The sequence below is a fragment of the Pantoea sp. UBA5035 genome (assembly GCF_002415245.1).
Lineage (GTDB): Bacteria > Pseudomonadota > Gammaproteobacteria > Enterobacterales > Enterobacteriaceae > Pantoea > Pantoea septica.
In genome coordinates this window covers 157618-177816 of the sequence record NZ_DICD01000015.1, presented here as the reverse complement: position 1 = coordinate 177816, position 20199 = coordinate 157618, and the positions used below count along the sequence as shown (strand labels likewise).

Genomic DNA, 20199 nt, shown 5'->3' with positions numbered 1-20199 from the left:
GAGCACAGCAATGAATATTGAACAGATCTTTGAGAAACGTCTGGACCGAAACATCAATGGCGTTGTAAAAGCCGAGCAGACGGACGATGCCAGTGCCTGGATTGAGCTTGATGAATACGTCATCACCCGGGAACTGGAAGAGCATCTTCGCCATTTCTTCGAATCTTATGTTCCGGCAACCGGTCCGGAGCGCATACGCATGGAAAACAAAATTGGCGTATGGGTTTCAGGGTTCTTTGGCTCAGGTAAATCACACTTTATCAAGATTCTGTCGTATCTGTTGTCTAACCGCAAAGTCAGCCATAACGGTACGGAACGTAATGCATACTCCTTCTTTGAAGACAAAATCAAAGATGCTCTGTTCCTCGCTGATATCAACAAAGCGGTCCATCATCCGACGGAAGTGATTCTGTTTAATATTGATTCTCGTGCTAACGTCGATGATAAAGAAGACGCCATCCTTAAAGTCTTCCTGAAGGTGTTTAACGAACGGGTTGGCTACTGCGCTGATTTTCCGCACATCGCCCATCTGGAGCGTGAGCTGGCTAAACGCGGCCAATACGACGCGTTTAAGACCGCATTCTCAACTATCACTGGATCAAGCTGGGAAAAAGAACGCGATTCCTACTATTTCATCAGCGATGAAATGGCAGAAGCCCTAAGCCAGGCCACAGGTCAAAGCGTTGACGCCTCGCGTCAATGGGTGGAACAGCTGGATAAGAACTTCCCATTAGATATCAATAATTTTTGCCAGTGGGTCAAAGAGTGGCTGGATGAAAACGGCAAAAATATCCTCTTCATGGTGGATGAGGTCGGCCAGTTCATCGGTAAAAATACGCAGATGATGTTGAAGCTGCAGACTATCACTGAAAATCTTGGTGTTATCTGTGGTGGACGCGCATGGGTTATTGTTACCTCCCAAGCGGATATTAATGCGGCCATTGGTGGGATGAGCAGTCGGGATGGACAAGACTTCTCTAAAATTCAGGGCCGTTTCTCTACCCGTTTACAGCTTTCAAGCTCCAACACCTCCGAAGTTATCCAAAAACGTTTGCTGGTGAAAACCGATGCTGCAAAACCTACACTAGCTAAAGTCTGGCTGGAAAAAGGCGACATTCTGCGCAACCAACTTGCCTTTGATCCCACAACCACCGCTTCTTTGCGTCCCTATATCAGCGAAGAAGAATTTATTGATAACTACCCATTTGTCCCATGGCACTACCAAATTCTGCAGAAGGTTTTTGAGTCTATCCGGACCAAAGGTGCCGCCGGTAAACAGTTAGCCATGGGGGAACGATCACAGTTAGAAGCGTTCCAGACTGCGGCACAGCAAATCGCCCCGCAGGGTTTGGATTCTCTGGTGCCGTTCTGGCGTTTTTATGCCGCGATTGAGAGCTTCCTGGAACCGGCCGTCAGCCGCACCATCACACAAGCTTGCCAGAATGGCATCCTTGATGAGTTCGATGGCAACTTACTGAAATCGCTATTTTTGATCCGCTATGTCGATGTGCTGAAAAGTACATTAGATAACCTTGTCACCCTTTCGATAGACAAAATCGATACCGATAAAGTCGAGCTACGCCGTCGCGTTGAGAAAAGCCTGAACAAGCTGGAACGGGAAATGTTGATTGCACGTGTTGAAGACAAATACGTGTTCCTAACCAACGAAGAAAAAGAGATCGAGAACGAGATCCGCAACGTTGAAGTCGATTTCTCTGCAATCAATAAAAAACTGGCATCGATCATCTTTGATGACATTTTGAAAAACCGTAAGTATCGCTACCCGGCGAATAAGCAGGACTTTGATATCAGCCGCTTCTTGAACGGGCATCCTTTGGACGGTGCAATGCTTAACGATCTGGTGGTGAAGATCCTCACGCCAAAAGATCCGAGCTATACGTTCTATAACAGCGATGCCGCCTGCCGTCCTTATACTTCGGAAGGTGATGGCTGTATTTTGATTCGCCTGCCTGATGAGGGGCGCACCTGGACTGATATCGATTTAGTTGTCCAGACTGAAAAATTCCTCAGAGACAATGCCGGGCAACGTCCGGAGCAGGCCAGCTTGCTTTCAGAAAAAGCCCGCGAGAACAGTGTTCGTGAGAAAATGCTTCGCGTACAGCTGGAGTCGCTTATTGCCGAAGCTGAGGTCTGGGCGATTGGAGAGCGTTTACCGAAGAAATCCTCAACGCCGTCCAGCATTGTGGATGAAGCCTGCCGTTACGTGATTGAAAACACGTTCGGTAAGCTAAAAATGCTACGTCCTTATAACGGTGAAATCGCACGTGAAATTAACCAACAGCTTACGCTAGAGAATGATGCCGAACTGGATCTGGGCGACACAGAAGAATGCAATCCCGACGCGATGCGTGAAGTAGAAACCTGGGTCAGCATGAACATCGAGTTCAATAAACCAGTCTATTTGCGCGATATTCTGAACCACTTTGCTCGTCGTCCTTATGGATGGCCAGAAGAAGAAGTGAAGCTGCTGGTTGCACGTCTGGCGCGCAAGGGCAAATTCAGCTTTAGCCAGCAGAATAACAATATTGAGCGTAAGCAGGTGTGGGAACTGTTCAATAACAGCCGTCGCCACAGCGAGCTACGTTTGCACAAAATTCGTCGTCACGACGAATCACAAATTCGCAAAGCCGCACAAACTATGGCGGAAATTGCCCAACAGCCGTTTAGCGAACGTGAAGAACCGGCCTTGGTTGAACATATCCGCCAGGTCTTCAATGACTGGAAGCAAGAGCTGAATGTCTTCAGAGCGAAGGCTGAAGGTGGCAACAATCCAGGAAAAGAAGAGATTGAGTCAGGCATGTGCCTGCTGAATTCCATTCTCAGTGAAAAAGAAGATTTTGCTCTGATTGAGAAGGTCACCAGCCAGGCCAATGAGCTGCTGGATTTCAGCGAAAATCGCGAAGATTTAGTTGATTTCTACCGCAAGCAGTTCGCTACCTGGCAAAAGCTGGGGGCTGCACTGAATGGCAGCTTTAAATCCAACCGTAGCGCGCTGGAAAAAGACGCCGTGGCGGTAAAAGCGCTGGGCGCTCTGGAAAGCATCTGGCAGATGCCGGAGCCTTATAAACATCTCAATCGCATCACACCACTGATTGAACAGGTCCAGAACGTCAATCATCAGTTAGTGGAACGGCACCGCCAGCACGCCCTGGAACGCATTGATGCCCGCATTGAGGAGAGCCGTCAACGCTTGCAGGAAGCACACGCCACGTCAGAGCTGCAAAACAGTGTTCTGCTGCCGATGCAAAAAGCCAGAAAACGCGCCGAGGTCAGCCAGTCGATTCCGGAAATTCTGGCTGAACAGCAAGAGACGAAAGCGCTGCAAACAGATGCCGAGAAGAAGATTAACCAGTGGATTGACGAGCTGCGTAAAAAACAAGAAGCCCAGCTACGAGCAGCAAATGAAGCTACACGCGCTGCAGAATCACAGCAGACCTATGTTGTGGTAGAAAAACCCGTTATCCAACCGGTACCGAAAAAAACGCATCTGGTGAATGTCGCCAGCGAGATGCGCAAAGCCACCGGTGGTGAAGTGCTGGAAACCGCTGAGCAGGTGGAAAAAGCGCTTGATACGCTTCGTGCTGCCCTGCTGGCAGCCATTGAGGCAGGTGACCGGATTCGTCTTCAGTAACCCCCATTTCAGGGCGGCGCTCTGCTGCCCTTTGCAGGAATTTCTATGAATACCAATAACATCAAAAAATACGCTCCACAAGCCCGTAACCAGTTCCGCGATGCGGTGATCCAGAAGCTGACCACACTGGGTATTGCCACCGATAAAAAAGGCAATCTACAAATTGCTGATGCCGGGATCGTTGGCGACACAGTGCGCTATGGTCAGTTTGACTACCCCAAATCCACCCTCACCCGCCGCGATCGTCTGGTAAAACGCGCCCATGAGCAGGGCTTTGATGTACTGGTTGAACACTGTGCCTACACTTGGTTTAACCGCCTGTGTGCCATTCGTTATATGGAAATCCACGGCTACCTTGACCACGGCTTCCATATGCTCTCGCATCCGGATAACCCGACCGGCTTTGAAGTGCTGGACCATGTACCGGAAGTGGTGGAAGCACTGCTGCCGGAGAAAAAGGCGCAGCTGGTCGATATGAAACTCACCGGCAACCAGGACGAAGCCATCTACCGTGAATTGCTGCTGGCGCAGTGTCACGCCCTGCACCGCGCGATGCCGTTCCTGTTTGAAGTGGTTGATGATGAAGCCGAACTTCTGCTGCCGGATAACCTGACCCGTACTGACTCTATTCTGCGCGGTTTGGTGGACGGTATTCCGGAAGAAGACTGGCAAGAAGTTGAGGTTATCGGCTGGCTATATCAGTTCTATATCTCTGAGAAAAAAGATGCGGTTATCGGCAAGGTAGTAAAGAGCGAAGATATTCCTGCAGCCACACAGCTTTTTACCCCAAACTGGATTGTGCAGTATCTCGTGCAGAACTCCGTCGGCCGCCAGTGGTTGCAGACCTACCCGGATTCGCCGCTGAAAGGCAAAATGGACTACTACATTGAGCCAGCCGAACAGACGCAGGAAGTGCAGGCGCAACTGGCTGCCATTACGCCTGCCAGCATTGAACCAGAAAGCATCAAGGTTCTCGACCCTGCCTGCGGCTCCGGACATATTCTAATTGAAGCCTATAACGTGCTGAAAAATATCTACGAAGAGCGCGGCTATCGCGCCCGCGATATTCCACAGCTGATCCTGGAGAATAATATTTTCGGTCTCGAAATTGACGACCGTGCTGCCCAGCTTTCCGGCTTTGCATTATTAATGATGGCTCGAAAGGATGACCGAAGGATATTCACCCGCTACGTGCGTCTGAATATTGTCTCCCTGCAGGAAAGCCTGCATCAGGATATTGCTAAACTGTGGCAGCAACTAAACTTCCACCAGCAGAACCAGACCGGCAGCATAGGGGATATGTTTGCGGAAAATACCGCATTATCCCATACCGACAGCGCAGAATATCAGTTGTTGATGCACACGCTGAAACGCTTTGTAAACGCTAAAACGCTGGGCTCACTGATTCAGGTGCCACAAGAAGAGGAAGCAGAACTGAAGGCATTTCTTGATGTGCTGTATCGCCTGGAACAGGAAGGGGATTTCCAGCAGAAGGTCGCAGCGAAAGCGTTTATTCCGTATATTCATCAGGCGTGGATATTGGCGCAGCGTTATGATGCAGTAGTCGCGAATCCGCCGTATATGGGTAGTAATGCTATGAATAATGATCTTAAAAAAATTATTAATAACATTTACCCGAATAGCAAATACGATTTATGTACCATTTTTATGGAAAATGCAGATAATAAAATAAAATCAAATGGCTTAAATGCTATGATCGTAATGGAATCATGGATGTTCCTCTCCTCTTATGAAAATTTAAGAGAATCATTATTAATCAACAATACACTACTTTCGCTTATCCACATGCCATATGAAGGAAAAGGGAAAACTCCTTTAGGAATTAATTTTGGCACTGTCGCCTTTGTTACCTCAAAAATAAAAATAAAAAATAAAAAAACAAAATTTTATTGTATTCACTCAAGTGAAATAAATGAATTTGGCATCCCAGTCACTTTCCCAGTACTAAACGATAGGCATAACATTCTATCTTGTGAACAATTCCACAATATACCAAGAACTTGCTTCGGCTATTGGGCATCTTCTGAGCTATTAAAAACATTCACAGATAACACTTCAGTTGAGGAGATATCAGCTGTAAAAAGTGGAATAACCACAGGTGATAATGAAAAATTTATTTTATACTGGTATGAAGTATCATATGATTTAATTAAGAAAAGCAATGAAAAATCACCCAAACGTTATTCACTCCACAATAAAGGCGGTGATTTTAGAAAATGGTATGGGAATCTAGAGTCCGTCTTAAAAGATGGAACCACTCATCTTTCAGAAATGAAATTAAATAAAGGATTTAGATCAGATGGTATCAATGATTTTTATAAACCTATGATTGGCTGGAGTAAAATAACATCATCCTTGACAAGCTTTCGCTTTTATCCCAGTGGATGCTCTTTCAACACTGCAGGCCTTGCAATATTTTGTGATGATAAAGTCTTAATTAACCTACTAGGAGTATTAAACTCCAAAGCAACTCAGTATCTTCTTGAAATTCTCAGCCCAACTATAAACTCATCACCTTTGTCAATTAAATCACTTCCGGTTTCAGAGATAGGGAATGAAAAAATAATTAATGAACTTATTGAAATTCACAAGTTAGACTGGGATTATCAAGAAATATCTATCGATCATTTAGGGTCCCCTATTGTAAGTCATCACATGAGGAAAATAGCTGATAGTTATACTAAGTTCCAAAAAACCTGTGAAACAATTACATTAAGAGCCTTCCTTTTAGAAAAAAACAACAATAGTAATGTAATGTCTCATTTTAAACTAACTGAAGATAAATATTCCAACGCCCTAATTAATGAAGTAACTCTATTCTCAAACCCTAAATATATATATAACGGAAGAAGTGATAAAAAAAATAGATTCAGATCAGACTCTTTCCAAAATTTATTAAGTTATGCCATCGGATGTATGGCAGGTCGTTACTCCATTAATCGCAAAGGTCTCGTCTACGCCCACGAAGGCAACAAAGGATTTGCCGAACTGGTTGCCGAAGGCGCATACAAAACCTTCCCGGCCGATAAAGACGGCATCCTGCCGCTGATGGATGACGAGTGGTTTGACGATGACGTCACCTCTCGCGTCAAAGAGTTTGTTCGCACCGTCTGGGGCGAAGAACACTTGCAGGAAAACCTCGGATTTATCGCTGAAAGTCTCTGTTTGTACGCGATCAAGCCGAAAAAAGGTGAGTCTGCGGTGGACACTATCCGTCGCTATATTTCCACCCAATTCTGGAAAGATCATCTGAAGATGTATAAAAAGCGCCCGATCTACTGGCTGTTCAGCTCCGGTAAAGAGAAAGCGTTTGAATGCCTGGTCTATCTGCATCGCTACAACGACGCGACGCTGGCGAGAATGCGTACCGAATATGTGGTGCCACTGCTGGCGCGCTACCAGGCCAATATCGATCGCCTGAACGAACAGATCGATGGTGCCTCCGGCGGAGAAGCCACACGTCTGAAGCGCGATCGCGACAATCTGAGCAAAAAATTCAACGAACTGCGCAGCTTCGACGATCGATTACGACACTATGCTGATATGAGAATCAGTATTGATCTCGACGACGGCGTTAAGGTTAACTACGGTAAATTTGGCGATCTGCTTGCAGATGTGAAAGCCATTACCGGCAATGCTCCTGAGGTGATTTAAGTCAGATAGCATTCCTTCCCACACCACCGGGCTTTAGCTCGGTGGTGATCTCGACACGGGAAACAGGCCTTTTTCAGGCATCCGTCACTTCTAGTTCATGATAAAATGCGGCTTTGTGTCAGAACGCGGAGCACGGTTTCCAAGCGTTCAGGCACCTTCGAATTTACAGAATCAACATGGGATTGTGATCTTGCAAAATCAGGAATTTATTGCCGGCCTTAAAGCAAAATTCGCCGAACATCGCATCGTTTTCTGGCACGATCCCGATAAGCGTTTCCTCGAAGAGCTGGGTAATCTCGAACTGGAGAACATCACGCTGCTCGACATGACCGACCAGTCACAGCTGGCGGTTAAAAAGCGCATTGAAATTGATGAGCCTGAACAGCAGTTTTTGCTGTGGTTTCCCCACGATGTGCCCCTAAAAGAATTCGACTGGCTGTTGGACATTCGTCTTTACAGTACGGAGTTCCACGCCGATTTCGCCGCCATCACGCTGAATACGTTAGGTATTCCGCAGCTTGGCCTACGTGAGCATATCCAACGCCGGAAGGCATTTTTCAGCACTAAACGTCTTGCTGCCTTAAAAGGCCTGGTGACTGAGCAGGAAAACGAAGCCTCCCTTGATAAGAAGATGGTTGCGGTCATCGCTGGCGTGAAAACAGCAAAAACGGAAGAGATTCTGTTCAGCCTGATTACCCAATACGTTAATCAGCTAAAAGATGACGACAGTGACCTCGAAAACACGCTGGCGATGCTGAAACGCCACGACCTGAAAGGCGTTCTGTGGGACATTCTGAAACAGGAAATGGGCTATCAGGCCGAGCATCCTTCGCTGGAAAACCTGATCCTAAAGCTATTCTGTACCGATCTTTTCGCGCAGGCAGACCCGCAGAAACGCGAATGGCTGGAAAAAAACGTGCTGACTACGCCGTCAGGCAGAGCCTCCGCGCTGGCCTTTATGGTCACCTGGCGTGCCGACCGTCGCTACAAAGACGCCTATGATTATTGCGCACAGCAGATGCAGGATGCGTTGCGACCAGAAGACCAGTACCGTCTCAGCTCGCCGTATGATCTGCACGAGTGCGAAACTACGCAGAGCATTGAACAGACCATCATTCATGCACTGGTGACGCAGCTTCAGGAAGAGAGCACCACGCTTGACCGTGAAGCCTTCAAGAAGCTTCTGTCCGAACGCCAGAGCAAATACTGGTGCCAGACGCGTCAGGAATACTACGCCATCTATGACGCGCTTCGTCAGGCTGAGCGGCTGCTGAATCTGCGTAATCGTCATATTGACGGTTTCCACTATCAGGATAGCGCAACGTTCTGGAAAGTGTACTGCGAAGAGCTGTTCCGCTTTGACCAGGCCTACCGCTTGTTTAACGAATACGCGCTGTTGGTTCACAGCAAAGGCGCAATGATCCTGAAAAGCCTGGATGACTATATCGAGGCGCTGTATTCCAACTGGTACCTGGCAGAATTAAGCCGTAGCTGGAATAAGGTTCTGGAAGCCGAAAACTGTATGCAAGAGTGGCATATTGCGGGCGTTCCACGGCAGCAGAACTTCTACAATGAGGTGGTTAAGCCGCAGTTTAATAATCCACAAATCAAGCGCGTATTCGTGATTATCTCCGATGCGCTGCGTTATGAAGTAGCAGAAGAGCTGGGCAATCAGATCAATACTGAGAAACGCTTTACTGCCGAACTGCGTTCCCAGTTGGGCGTGTTACCCAGCTATACCCAGCTGGGAATGGCGGCATTGCTGCCCCATGACGAGATATACTACCAACCGGGTAATGGTGACATCGTTTATGCGGATGGGTTATCCACCTCAGGTACGCCCAACCGCGATACCATTCTGAAGAAATATAAAGGGATGGCAGTAAAATCCGACGATCTTCTGAAATGGAAAAATCAGGAAGGACGGGATCTTATTCGCGATTACGAAGTCGTCTATATCTGGCACAACACCATTGATGCCATGGGTGACAGCGCATCTACAGAAGAGAAGACCTTCGAAGCGTGCCGCAACGCGGTGGTTGAACTGAAGGATTTAGTGACCCGTGTGATTAACCGTCTGCATGGTACACGCATTATCGTCACGGCGGACCACGGTTTCCTGTTCCAGCAGCAGCCCCTTTCCGGGCAGGATAAAACCACGCTGCAGATCAAGCCAGACAATACGATTAAAAACCACAAACGCTTTATTATCGGCCATCAGCTTCCTGCCGATGATTTTTGTTGGAAAGGAAAAGTGGTGGATACCGCAGGCGTCAGCGATAACAGCGAGTTCCTGATCCCGAAAGGGATCCAGCGTTTCCATTTCTCGGGCGGCGCGCGATTTGTGCATGGTGGTGCCATGCTGCAGGAAGTCTGCGTTCCCGTATTGCAGGTGAAAGCGCTGCAGAAAACCGCTGCCGAGAAGCAACCTCAGCGTCGTCCGGTAGACATCGTGAATTACCATCCGCTGATCAAACTCGTCAATAACATTGATAAAGTCAGCCTGCTGCAAACCCATCCGGTAGGTGAGTTATACGAACCACGTACCCTGAACATCTTTATCGTCGACAACGCCAATAATGTGGTATCCGGTAAAGAGCGAATCTGCTTTGACAGCGATAACAACACAATGGAAAAACGCGTGCGTGACGTTACGCTGAAGCTGATTGGCGCGAATTTCAATCGCCGTAATGAATACTGGCTGATACTGGAAGATGCACAAACGGAAACGGGTTACCAGAAGTACCCTGTGATTATCGATCTGGCATTTCAGGATGATTTCTTTTAAGTGAGGCGATATGCAAACCCATCATGACTTACCCGTTCCAGCCGTATCCGAAGGGGAACTCGTCGCAGAAGGTTACGATCTGGACGCCTTGCTGAATCAGCATTTTCGTGGTCGGGTGGTGCGTAAAGATCTGACCAAGCAGCTCAAGGAAGGAGCTAACGTCCCGGTCTATGTGCTGGAGTATCTGCTCGGTATGTACTGCGCTTCTGACGATGACCAGATCGTCGAGCAAGGGTTGCAGAACGTTAAGCGTATTCTGGCTGATAACTATGTCCGCCCTGATGAAGCAGAGAAGGTGAAATCGCTCATTCGTGAGCGAGGATCCTACAAGATCATCGATAAAGTGTCGGTAAAGCTCAATCAGAAGAAAGACGTTTACGAAGCCCAGCTCTCCAACCTCGGCATTAAAGATGCACTGGTTCCGCCACAGATGGTCAAGGACAACGAGAAGCTGTTGACCGGTGGCATCTGGTGCATGATCACCGTGAACTACTTCTTTGAGGAAGGACAGAAAACGTCGCCCTTTTCTCTGATGACGCTTAAACCTATCCAGATGCCCAATATGGACATGGAAGAGGTATTTACCGCACGTACGCACTTCAACCGCGACCAGTGGATTGATGTCCTGCTACGTTCCGTGGGTATGGAACCTGCTAACATTGAGCCGCGAACTAAATGGCACCTGCTAACCCGCATGATCCCTTTCGTGGAAAATAACTATAACGTCTGCGAACTGGGCCCACGCGGTACCGGTAAAAGCCACGTCTACAAAGAGTGTTCGCCAAACTCACTGTTAGTTTCCGGCGGGCAAACCACGGTTGCAAACCTGTTTTACAACATGGCTAGCCGCCAGATTGGCTTGGTCGGCATGTGGGATGTTGTCGCGTTTGATGAAGTGGCAGGGATCACTTTCAAAGACAAAGACGGTGTGCAAATCATGAAGGATTACATGGCATCTGGCTCGTTTTCACGCGGCAGAGATTCGATTGAAGGCAAAGCGTCTATGGTGTTCGTCGGCAACATCAATCAGAGCGTTGAGACGTTAGTCAAAACCAGCCATCTGTTAGCCCCCTTCCCTGCCGCGATGATCGACACGGCGTTTTTCGACCGCTTCCATGCCTATATACCCGGCTGGGAAATCCCAAAAATGCGCCCGGAATTCTTTACCAATCGCTACGGCCTTATCACAGATTATCTCGCCGAATACATGCGGGAAATGCGTAAGCGCAGCTTCTCCGACGCGATTGATAAGTTCTATAAGCTGGGTAATAACCTCAACCAGCGCGACGTTATCGCGGTAAGGCGCACAGTTTCAGGCTTACTGAAACTTCTTCATCCCAATGGTTCTTACAGTAAAGAAGATGTCCGTGTTTGCCTGACCTACGCCATGGAAGCCCGCCGTAGAGTCAAAGAACAGCTTAAAAAGCTGGGCGGTCTGGAGTTCTTCGATGTGAATTTCAGCTACATCGATAACGAGACGCTGGAAGAATTCTTCGTCAGCGTGCCAGAACAGGGCGGCAGCGAATTAATTCCTGCTGGCATGCCGAAACCTGGCGTTGTGCATTTGGTTACGCAAGCGGAAAGTGGCATGACGGGTCTGTATCGCTTCGAAACTCAGATGACAGCGGGGAACGGTAAACATTCGGTTTCCGGGATTGGTTCAAATACCGGCGCTAAAGAAGCTATCCGCGTGGGTTTTGATTATTTCAAAGGAAATCTGAGCCGCATCAGTGCCACAGCGAAATTCTCAGACCATGAATATCATCTTCATGTTGTGGAACTCCATAGTACCGGTCCCAGCATTTCAACCAGCCTTGCAGCACTCATTGCATTTTGCTCGGTGTTACTGTTAAAACCTGTTCAGGAACAAATGGTGGTACTGGGTAGCATGACGCTTGGTGGCGTCATTAACCCGGTGCAGGATCTGGCCGCATGCCTGCAAGTGGCATTTGACAGTGGCGCGAAGCGCATATTGTTACCTATGGCATCCGCAATGGACATCCCAACCGTACCGACAGAACTGTTTACTAAATTCCAAGTTGGTTTTTATTCAGACCCGGTTGATGCAGTGTATAAAGCATTGGGAGTTAATTAACCCTGAACAGATGTTACGTCATTGAGGATAATATCCGCCAACGACGTAACAAAATACAACAAAAAACCTGTTTAATATTATGTGAAAATGCCATTTCCTTAATTAAAATCTATCATACCAAAACCAGGGATTAAGGGGCGTACTTATTATTTCAATCAACATAATACTTATACTTCCTCACCCAAACATCATGCGCATTCGTACAAGAGTCGAACAACACAATTGAGGTTAAGGTAAAGCGACAAGCCCTAACGTCAGGCTTATTTACAATTATGCATTTTTAAACAATATCGACGTTTGATATACGATTTACCGCTCCTTAGCTGCCTGGTCGCCTTCCCACTAGCATCAACAAATAGACGGTCATTTTTAGTCAGCCAATCTGTGACTTGCGATAGATTGCCAATGATATTTTTCTTGAAGAAATCTGCTTTAACAGCGAGAACTTCAATATCACCAATGTTGGCTACCAAGACATTCACTTCATTGAGTTTTTCGATGTCCCAAGCACCACCTGGAAGTGGACAAGCCTCATTCTTCAACGCATCCTTCAATATCTGATTGAACACTTCTTTTGTTTGCAGTGTTTTATCGCAAGCCATCATATAGCAGTAGGATATGCCCTCCATAACCTCTTGTGGCGAAAAAGGAAGTATCTTACATTTCACGGCAATAACACCACTTGCATAAGCCAGCGCAAACCTTCTTGCGATCCTCTTTTCAAGCCCGTCCTGCCCTTCAATCTTATGATGTTTCAAAAACTCACGACTATAACGATTAATCTTCTCTGTCAGGAACTCGCTTTTTTTCTCAAGTAATTTGATTACCAAAGCTGGTCCTGCCGTGCCATGATAGCGCTCGCAATTTTCCTTAATAGTCTCAGCATAATCACTGAGCGTCATATCTTCAGGAACAGTTAAAAATATACCCTGATCATTTCCGCAGTCTACAGGCACGTCAACGAACCTTGCCTGCTCACCTTTTTTGCGCGACATATCGCCGTCGGCAGCATGCTGTGCAAGTCCATTCTCTCCATTACTAATCGCATTCAAGCGCCATACAGCTTTATGCTTCTGATAATGAATCGAACGCTGCTTCCCTCCGCCTGAGCCCAATATGTACACCAGTTTTTGCATTTTCTGAGCAGCTTCTTTAGCATTTTTATCCAACAATACAAGTTCATCTAATATGAGTAAGCTATTATTTCTGGACTCTGCAAACTCTTCAAATGCTGTTTCCGTAACATTCCAGTCGCAGACATATTGGTCGCTACCAAACACTGAAGCTGCGACAAGAAGAGCGGTGGTCTTTCCTTTAGAACTGTCGCCATAAAGGTGAAATCCGCCAGACTCAAAATTCGTGAAATAGATGCAGTATCCTGCCATAGCGCTGCACATAGTAAGCATGGCGTATGGGCTGTGTAATGCAGCTGAAGCAACATGCATCTGCCATTGCTTCAAGGTGCCCTTTTGATTTTCACAACCCTTAAATGCCGGGGCATTGGGGTATGGCATCGGCGCACATCCCTCAACATTGCCTAAAACTTGGCCACTACCTGTCAGATAGCATAGCGAGCCGTCAACGTTTACGAACCCCGGTCTCATACACAACTTTACGCGATCTTTAGGAACGGTTTTAAGATGATCGATGATCTCGTTAAAATCACGCTCAGAATAATCCAGATCGAGTCCAGCATCGATCAGCGTCTCACGAAGCTTCTTTTTGTCTGTAATAATATGGGCTGGAATCAAGACCAGTATCCATTTCCCACTGTGGCAATCTTTAACTTTTATCAGGCGGTATGCGACCTGCCCATCTTCTTTCTCAGATAAAGCCAGTAATCGCACAGGTAATGCCTTCTTCTTAGCCATTGAATTCATCCTTAGGCCTTCTCATATCCGGAAGGCCAATCACCAAATCACCAAATTACTTGGCAATATTTCCTAATATTTGAGTACTGCTGGGGAAACTAATCAGTGTTACCCACCACATATGCTCAACTCATGCTCCCGATGCACCTAGCAGCTACATTGAGGGCGTATTTATGAGTAATCGCTTTACCCAACTTGGACATTAATAGCGAACGTGAGCATCCCATCGCTTAAGCGATCAAGCTTCACAAGTGATTTGGCGTAAACGCCCGCACTCTTGATTCGCCGGGGAACCATACTCTTCTTTAGCTTGTTGTCTGCGTTGAGAAACCATGGATACTCCATCCAGATGCCGGTTATGCAATAACTCATCTGACGCTCAACATTCTTGATTCGATCAATACGCATGGGCCGATTGCGCTTACCTTCACGCGCAAGAAGGTTCTTTTTGCGTAACATGTACTGCCTCAACATTTCCAGTTTCTCTGGTTCATTTGGCATCAGTAAATGCAAATGAGGTAACCAATGGCTCTGCTTCTTATCATGGGTATAGTTGTGGTAGTCCATCTCGAAGCCACCGATGATCGGTGACTTGAAGCCTATGCGTTGCATCACTTTTAATACGCGTTGTTTGAACTTGCTGTATTCCCAATCTGAAAGTTCTGATGCTGGATGTTTATCCGCATAGAAAATTAGTGTTACCGCTACATAGTCTTCTTGATGCGTTTTGACGTAGGGCCCCCACTTCTGCATAAACCGAAGCTTGCGATTACGCTGGCACAAGCTGCACGCCATACTTCCGCACGGTTCTTCCAGAGAACAGCTCTCCAGCTTGTTAGCCAAGTCAATGCACGCCTCGTTCGCTTTACGCATACCGAACTCACGCAACATCACTGAACGCTTAATATTTTCATTCAGCGCATCATTGACAGTCTCGAAATCTGGCATGAACTTCCGGATGACTTTTGCCACTTCCTCCAGTTGCGGGAATGCTGTTATATAGTTCGTGTAATGTGGTCGTTTCATCTTATTACCCCTTAACCGGCATACGACTGGCAATCCAAGCGTCAATATCTTCTGAGCGCCAACCCACTGCGCGACCTTGTGGTGAAAGCCTTACTTGAGAAGGAAAGCAACCTGATGATATATAACGATAAAGTGTCGCACTGGCGATACCGCAACGGTGTAAAACTTCTGCCTTCTTGATAATTCGGCTGGTCATTTGATGCTCCAGTAGTGAATGGAGTCAACTCTTTAAAAGCCTCAACAAAATGAAAAGGAAAGCAGGATGTTAAATCGACACAAACCAACATAATCAATTGAAATTACTCCTTTAAAAAAACTATATATTTTTTAGAACTATTGAGCCTCAATACTGATACGTTGAGCCTCAATACATTATCTGGATAAGGAAACATCTAATGCCTACTAAGAAACGACCTCCAACGAATAAGACACTCATAGCGCCTAGCGATAAGCCGAGTGCGGTCAGCCGTAGGACAAAAAAAAGCTCTATGCGCAGGTGGGTATCAAGGAACAGAAGGTATTCCTGGGAAGGGATGCACTTGAAAAATTGAGGTTCCTACTTCACTTCCAATATGGCAACGGAAATGGTGTTAATGACCGGGACCCGCTATTGTTGGGAGATGTGCTGAGTTACTGCATTAACACCTGCTATAACTCAAAGTTTGTTAAGGCTGAGAGAACCAGTGATGCCCCAAAAACAATGACGGCGGCTAAGACACCGCAAGGTCAGCGCCTGTATCGTTACCACCAGATGGCAAAAGCCAACGATGCCTTCGAGCTGTCGAAAACCTTCAATGCTTGCGATAAGCGAGGTAAACCCTATTTTCCTCACACAGAAGATGTCGCTGCGCACTTTGATTGGGGCGATGAATTTGGCGAAATGCCAGATGCTGAAGAGTCAGGGGAAGGTGATAATGAGGACAAAGATGAATGGTTGGCACATGAAATCCAGAAGCTGCGTGATGCTAAAGCAGTAAGAAAATGCATTAAGAAATGGAATGAAGAGGCCTTTCCAACCAAGGATGAACAGCCCGTTTCAGTGGACGAAGTGGGGGTAACCCCGAAATTAAAAAAGCCAAAAGAGAATAAGATTTCAAGTGATCTAGCTGACGATGATTTTCCTGATTTTTGATTGATGCGCAAAAAATCGGGCGATCATGGCAACGCCTTGTTCCCCAAGGCGTTGTACGAATGTAATGTTTTATTTATTGTTTTTGTTGACCCAGTGAAAACATCATATTTACCCGCATGATATGAGCGGAGGCCTTGGTGGATAAGGGGGCGCCGTGAAAATAGCTATTTTACGGCGACATGATAGTGAGTCGGTTGGCATTACCAGCATCGTAGCCGCTGCGAAGCCATAATCTTTGCTTCATCCCCGCGATGATCGTAACTGGCTGTCGTGCTGATGTCGGTATGCCCTGCTAGCTGGCGCACGGTATTGATATCCACGCCCTGCTCCAGCAAACGAGTGATAAAGGTTCGCCGCATATCATGCGGGGTAAAACGCGCTATGCCTGACGTTTGCTGTAACTCCGTCAGGATACCCGTTAACCCGGTAGTTGTCAGCGGCTGGCTGGCTGGCGGCTTTGCCATTGCGCTGAATACGGCTGAACAGAGCGTTTTCAGCTTCGTTTGCGCTGACTTTCAGCCACGCGCGAATGGCCTTGTCCACTGCATCCGCCACGTAAATTTCACGGTATTTCCGCCCCTTCCCTTGCCTGACTGTCAGGATGCCATTGTCATAGTCCCGGCGCTCAAGTTTAACCAGTTCCCCGGCCCGCAGGCCCGTTCCGCAGAGTATTAGGACAATTGCGGTGTCACGACTGCGCCGAACCGATAGCGGATGCTGTTTTGCGGCCTGAATCAGCGCCCGGATTTCCTGCTTGTCAAGCGCCCTTCCCTTACGCTGGATATCGCCGCTCACTCGCTTTACTGACCGGATACGCGCCAGCGTTTCGGCATCCATGCAATTGAGGTTAAAGGCCGTCTGTGCCACACCCCGTAGTGCTGACACCGCCATGTTGACCGACGACACGGCGTAACCATCATCCAGCAGTGCCGCACGTACTTTAGCGACGGCGGCATAGTTAAGTTGTTCCCACGGATAGTTATCTGCACCCGTACCGCGTTTAAGTATGCTGGCGCTGCGGTTTAACAGGCTGGTGACACCCCGCCGCCCCGATGGAGCCAGACCGCCAATATACGCATCCAGGACGGTGGTTTGCACCACCGGCACGACCTGACGTAACGCTGCCCTGCTCATGCGCGTAACCCGTGATAACGTACAAACCAAGTAGCTTTCAGCATCACACCAGCCCCCGTTCAGCCATCGACACCGTTTCAGTCCCGGCAACGATAAAGTGGTCAAGTAATCGCACGTCCAGCATTTCCAGCAGCTCTTGGAGCTTTTTAGTCAACTGGATATCGCAACGGCTGGGTTCAGGCTCGCCGCTGGGGTGGTTGTGGACAAGGATGGCTGCGGCAGCATTATGTTTCAGCACACGCTTGATAACTTCACGGGGGTGAACGCTGACCGAGTTTAGCGTACCCCTGAACAGGATTTCGCGGTGCAGCAGCTGATTCTGATTATCCAGCAGGATGATGCCAAACTCTTCATGTTCAAGCGGTGCCAGCTCAACCATCACGCACCGTCGAACATCATCAGGGGAGCAAAGTTGAACACCACGCTGATAGTACCGGCTGATGATGTCACGTGCCTGGTCGAGGATACGGGTTTCACGTTGGGTAAACATGGTCATGTCAGAACTCCCGTTCAATGAAGTAAATGGCTTCGGGAAACAGCTGGCGGCGGGTTACGCCAGTGCGTAAAGAGAAGGCTTTACGCGGCATGATGGTTCGTCCATTGCTGTCAAAGAACCAAAGCGTTTCCTCGTCCATTTTGACCAGAAGGGACCAGTGAAACTGGTCGCTAAGCATAATAAGGCGGGAGTGGTCAGTGGCTTCGAGAAACTGTTGCATTTCCCTGAAAAGTCGTCCGTCTGTGAGTCCTCGCTTCTCTGCAAAGGGTTTAGTGATTTCAACCGGAAACTGGCGGTGGTAGTGACCTTTCTGTAGTACCTGTGCAATCAGCCAGTCGAGCCGGTTTTCATCTATCCCTTCGGTCAGCCATTCATGCAAAGGCCAGCGTTGCTGATAGGCCTGAAGAAGTCGGTTCATGAGTGGTTTTCGTTTCACCCGACCGTCATACAGCCAGCTCAGCATATTCACCACACAGTACGCGCCGCAAAGACAGTCAAGCTCTCCCTGTACTGACGCGTGGATCCCTCTGTTAGCAGTCACAGATAATATCTCCATCAATAATTAGCTGTCAGTGTGGCGGGATTAGCTTTCCCACATAACGGTGAGTGTGTAGATATTCAGGAAGTGGTAATGAACGAAATTTCTCTGCCAGAGTGCAAAAATGTCGCGCCCTTCCCCTGGAGGTAAATCACCGGCATAGGACAGGAAGACATAGCGCTGGCTCCAGCTGATATCGATTTCCTTTTCGAGTTCCGGGTCTACCCCCATATATTTGAAGTCAGTGATGTAATCGAAATACCATTCATCGTTACGGGAGATAAGCCTTATTTCGACCGGATGAAACCCACCATTCTCAGCGCTGTAATTGATATCTTTGAACAGCAATGTAACAGCACAAATATTAGGATTCATGGGCGGTCTTTTACTAATTTCAGCCAGTAAAATATTAATGAGTTCCTGACTTACGGGCATGGATAGCCCTTCCTGACGGATAATATTCATTGTATTTATTCCGATAAATATGCGTTTGGGTTGATGACATAGATACTAATTAACCCTAACCCGCACTGACTATTTAGACGATGTACGTCCTCCCGCCAGAAGGGATATAAAATGAAACGCTAAGCTAGCTATTAGTTTATGCATCAGCTACTGAATAACATGACACTATCCAGTAATGACATTTTACCAAGAATACACTTATAAAGCAAATAATTTCAAAGAGAAACTAATTGTTGATTTATTTTATGAATTCATCTAAAAACAGCAGAAGGCTTTTCCTTTTGCCGTAATCCAATTTGTTCCAGACTTGATCGAGGCGTTGTTTTAATTCTTTATCTAGCCCAGATAGATAGTCAGGCGAGATATTAGAAACATTCAGCTCATTCATGCAATCAATAAAGAACCAACTTATTGGTGTCTTCAGGGATACTGCAATTTTAACTAAATGCGCAACATTGATCTTATTCGTTCCACGTTCATAGCGGGAAAGCTGTTGTTGAGATATATCGATAACTTCCGCAAGGTCAGCTGCGGTTAACCCGGCTTCTTTACGTCTGCTCTGAATACGCTGCCCTACCAGCTTATCAGCTGAATCTGCCACCAGTTTAACCATCATTTATTCTCCCATCCGTCCATAAGCGGAAGTTTGGGTCTTTTTTACTCTTGCATGAACATCGATAATGACCTTAAAATCCAACAAATACTCACTTATAGACAAACAAGACTAAGACTGATGAGCTGAGTGACCAGCAGATGAGCCTTAGAACAAAGGTGGACAGAAAGGGGAACATTGTGGCAACCACCATTACTGAGATAACGGATTGCTTTGAGTACTTTTTCAGCTCCCTTTACCGGCGTGAATTTGTCAAAACACTGCGTCTGAATGAATGCAGCGAGCGGGAATTACTGCCATTAGTACGTTGCTATTTACTGGGTTGGTTTGCGGATAACGTCTCGCCAGAAGTTAAAAGCAGGCTACCTGGAACGGTATCCGGGCATGGTTTCATTGACTTTGTGATTGACGATGTGGCCGTTGAGTTTGCAGTCCGTAAGCCAACGGCAGCTCGTTCCAATGTCTCCGCAACCGTAAACAGCACGGAAGTGAAGAAGTTGATGAAGCACGACGGCAAAGCACTGCTTGTACTGTTTGACTTCTCTGACACGCCCTATTCAGAAGAACAGATCGAATCATTCCGTAACTGGCCCTCCCTGGGTCGGGGGAATCACCGTAAATCAGCTTTCAACGTTGTGTATTTCTTTGTGGAAAAACGCAGGCCGCTGGCACTGGGGAAAATCACCAAAAACATTCGTATTAGCTAACAGGATA

At 47.2% G+C, this 20199-nt stretch carries 13 protein-coding genes and 1 pseudogene; 6 read left to right on the top strand and 8 right to left on the bottom strand.

Annotated elements, in window-relative coordinates; genetic code table 11:
* The first annotated feature begins 10 nt into the window (after positions 1-10).
* The 4 genes from brxC (at position 11) to brxL (ending at position 12210) form a co-directional block, all read left to right on the top strand.
* The gene (brxC, locus tag B3229_RS12275; RefSeq protein WP_286871055.1) at positions 11-3652 is read left to right on the top strand and encodes a BREX system P-loop protein BrxC; all 3642 of its coding nucleotides are present in this window, start codon (positions 11-13) and stop codon (positions 3650-3652) included.
* Positions 3653-3697: 45 nt separating this feature from the next.
* Entirely contained in the window at positions 3698-7327 is a 3630-nt protein-coding gene (gene pglX / locus B3229_RS12270) for a BREX-1 system adenine-specific DNA-methyltransferase PglX (protein ID WP_286871053.1), read from the top strand.
* Between the two features lie 190 nt (positions 7328-7517).
* The gene (gene pglZ, locus B3229_RS12265) at positions 7518-10115 is read left to right on the top strand and encodes a BREX-1 system phosphatase PglZ type A (protein WP_286871051.1); all 2598 of its coding nucleotides are present in this window, start codon (positions 7518-7520) and stop codon (positions 10113-10115) included.
* 10 nt (positions 10116-10125) lie between these two features.
* Positions 10126-12210 (top strand): protease Lon-related BREX system protein BrxL, encoded by a 2085-nt coding sequence (gene brxL, locus B3229_RS12260; protein WP_286871049.1) that lies wholly within the window; start codon positions 10126-10128, stop codon positions 12208-12210.
* Between the two features lie 260 nt (positions 12211-12470).
* Here brxL and B3229_RS12255 read toward each other — a convergent pair whose 3' ends face one another.
* The 3 genes from B3229_RS12255 to B3229_RS12245 all read right to left on the bottom strand — a co-directional run bounded on the left by B3229_RS12255 (position 12471) and on the right by B3229_RS12245 (position 15303).
* Positions 12471-14081 carry a DUF927 domain-containing protein gene (locus tag B3229_RS12255; protein WP_286871047.1) on the bottom strand — a complete coding sequence of 537 codons (1611 nt, stop codon included), beginning with the start codon at positions 14079-14081 and terminating at the stop codon, positions 12471-12473.
* 186 nt (positions 14082-14267) lie between these two features.
* The gene (locus tag B3229_RS12250) at positions 14268-15107 is read right to left on the bottom strand and encodes a hypothetical protein (RefSeq protein WP_286871045.1); all 840 of its coding nucleotides are present in this window, start codon (positions 15105-15107) and stop codon (positions 14268-14270) included.
* Between the two features lie 4 nt (positions 15108-15111).
* Positions 15112-15303 (bottom strand): helix-turn-helix transcriptional regulator, encoded by a 192-nt coding sequence (locus B3229_RS12245; RefSeq protein WP_286871043.1) that lies wholly within the window; start codon positions 15301-15303, stop codon positions 15112-15114.
* A gap of 300 nt (positions 15304-15603) precedes the next feature.
* On the opposite strand from B3229_RS12245, the gene B3229_RS12240 reads away from it, so the two are divergent.
* A complete protein-coding gene (locus B3229_RS12240; protein WP_286871041.1) occupies positions 15604-16239 on the top strand; it encodes a hypothetical protein in 636 nt (211 codons plus the stop codon).
* Positions 16240-16439: 200 nt separating this feature from the next.
* Here B3229_RS12240 and B3229_RS12235 read toward each other — a convergent pair.
* The 5 genes and pseudogenes from B3229_RS12235 to B3229_RS12215 form a co-directional block, all read right to left on the bottom strand.
* A pseudogene (locus B3229_RS12235) lies at positions 16440-17373 on the bottom strand (tyrosine-type recombinase/integrase).
* A 43-nt stretch (positions 17374-17416) separates the two neighbouring features.
* Positions 17417-17869: a RadC family protein gene (gene radC / locus B3229_RS12230; RefSeq protein ID WP_197791051.1), complete on the bottom strand. Its 453-nt coding sequence runs from the start codon at positions 17867-17869 to the stop codon at positions 17417-17419.
* 1 nt (position 17870) lies between these two features.
* On the bottom strand, positions 17871-18332 hold the full coding sequence (locus tag B3229_RS12225) for a hypothetical protein (protein ID WP_286871038.1): 462 nt from the start codon (positions 18330-18332) through the stop codon (positions 17871-17873).
* Between the two features lie 120 nt (positions 18333-18452).
* Positions 18453-18872: a DUF2787 family protein gene (locus B3229_RS12220; protein WP_286871036.1), complete on the bottom strand. Its 420-nt coding sequence runs from the start codon at positions 18870-18872 to the stop codon at positions 18453-18455.
* Between the two features lie 238 nt (positions 18873-19110).
* Positions 19111-19485: a helix-turn-helix domain-containing protein gene (locus B3229_RS12215; RefSeq protein WP_286871370.1), complete on the bottom strand. Its 375-nt coding sequence runs from the start codon at positions 19483-19485 to the stop codon at positions 19111-19113.
* Positions 19486-19664: 179 nt separating this feature from the next.
* On the opposite strand from B3229_RS12215, the gene B3229_RS12210 reads away from it, so the two are divergent.
* Entirely contained in the window at positions 19665-20192 is a 528-nt protein-coding gene (locus B3229_RS12210; protein ID WP_079497751.1) for a hypothetical protein, read from the top strand.
* Positions 20193-20199: the final 7 nt, after the last annotated feature.

Coding starts and splice junctions, on each gene's coding strand:
- B3229_RS12225 (WP_286871038.1), bottom strand. CDS start 18,332: ATGCTGAGCTGGCTGTATGACGGTCGGGTGAAACGAAAACCACTCATG.
- brxC (WP_286871055.1), top strand. CDS start 11: ATGAATATTGAACAGATCTTTGAGAAACGTCTGGACCGAAACATCAAT.
- brxL (WP_286871049.1), top strand. CDS start 10,126: ATGCAAACCCATCATGACTTACCCGTTCCAGCCGTATCCGAAGGGGAA.
- pglX (WP_286871053.1), top strand. CDS start 3,698: ATGAATACCAATAACATCAAAAAATACGCTCCACAAGCCCGTAACCAG.
- B3229_RS12255 (WP_286871047.1), bottom strand. CDS start 14,081: ATGGCTAAGAAGAAGGCATTACCTGTGCGATTACTGGCTTTATCTGAG.
- radC (WP_197791051.1), bottom strand. CDS start 17,869: ATGACCATGTTTACCCAACGTGAAACCCGTATCCTCGACCAGGCACGT.
- B3229_RS12215 (WP_286871370.1), bottom strand. CDS start 19,485: ATGGTTAAACTGGTGGCAGATTCAGCTGATAAGCTGGTAGGGCAGCGT.
- B3229_RS12245 (WP_286871043.1), bottom strand. CDS start 15,303: ATGACCAGCCGAATTATCAAGAAGGCAGAAGTTTTACACCGTTGCGGT.
- B3229_RS12250 (WP_286871045.1), bottom strand. CDS start 15,107: ATGAAACGACCACATTACACGAACTATATAACAGCATTCCCGCAACTG.
- B3229_RS12220 (WP_286871036.1), bottom strand. CDS start 18,872: ATGAATATTATCCGTCAGGAAGGGCTATCCATGCCCGTAAGTCAGGAA.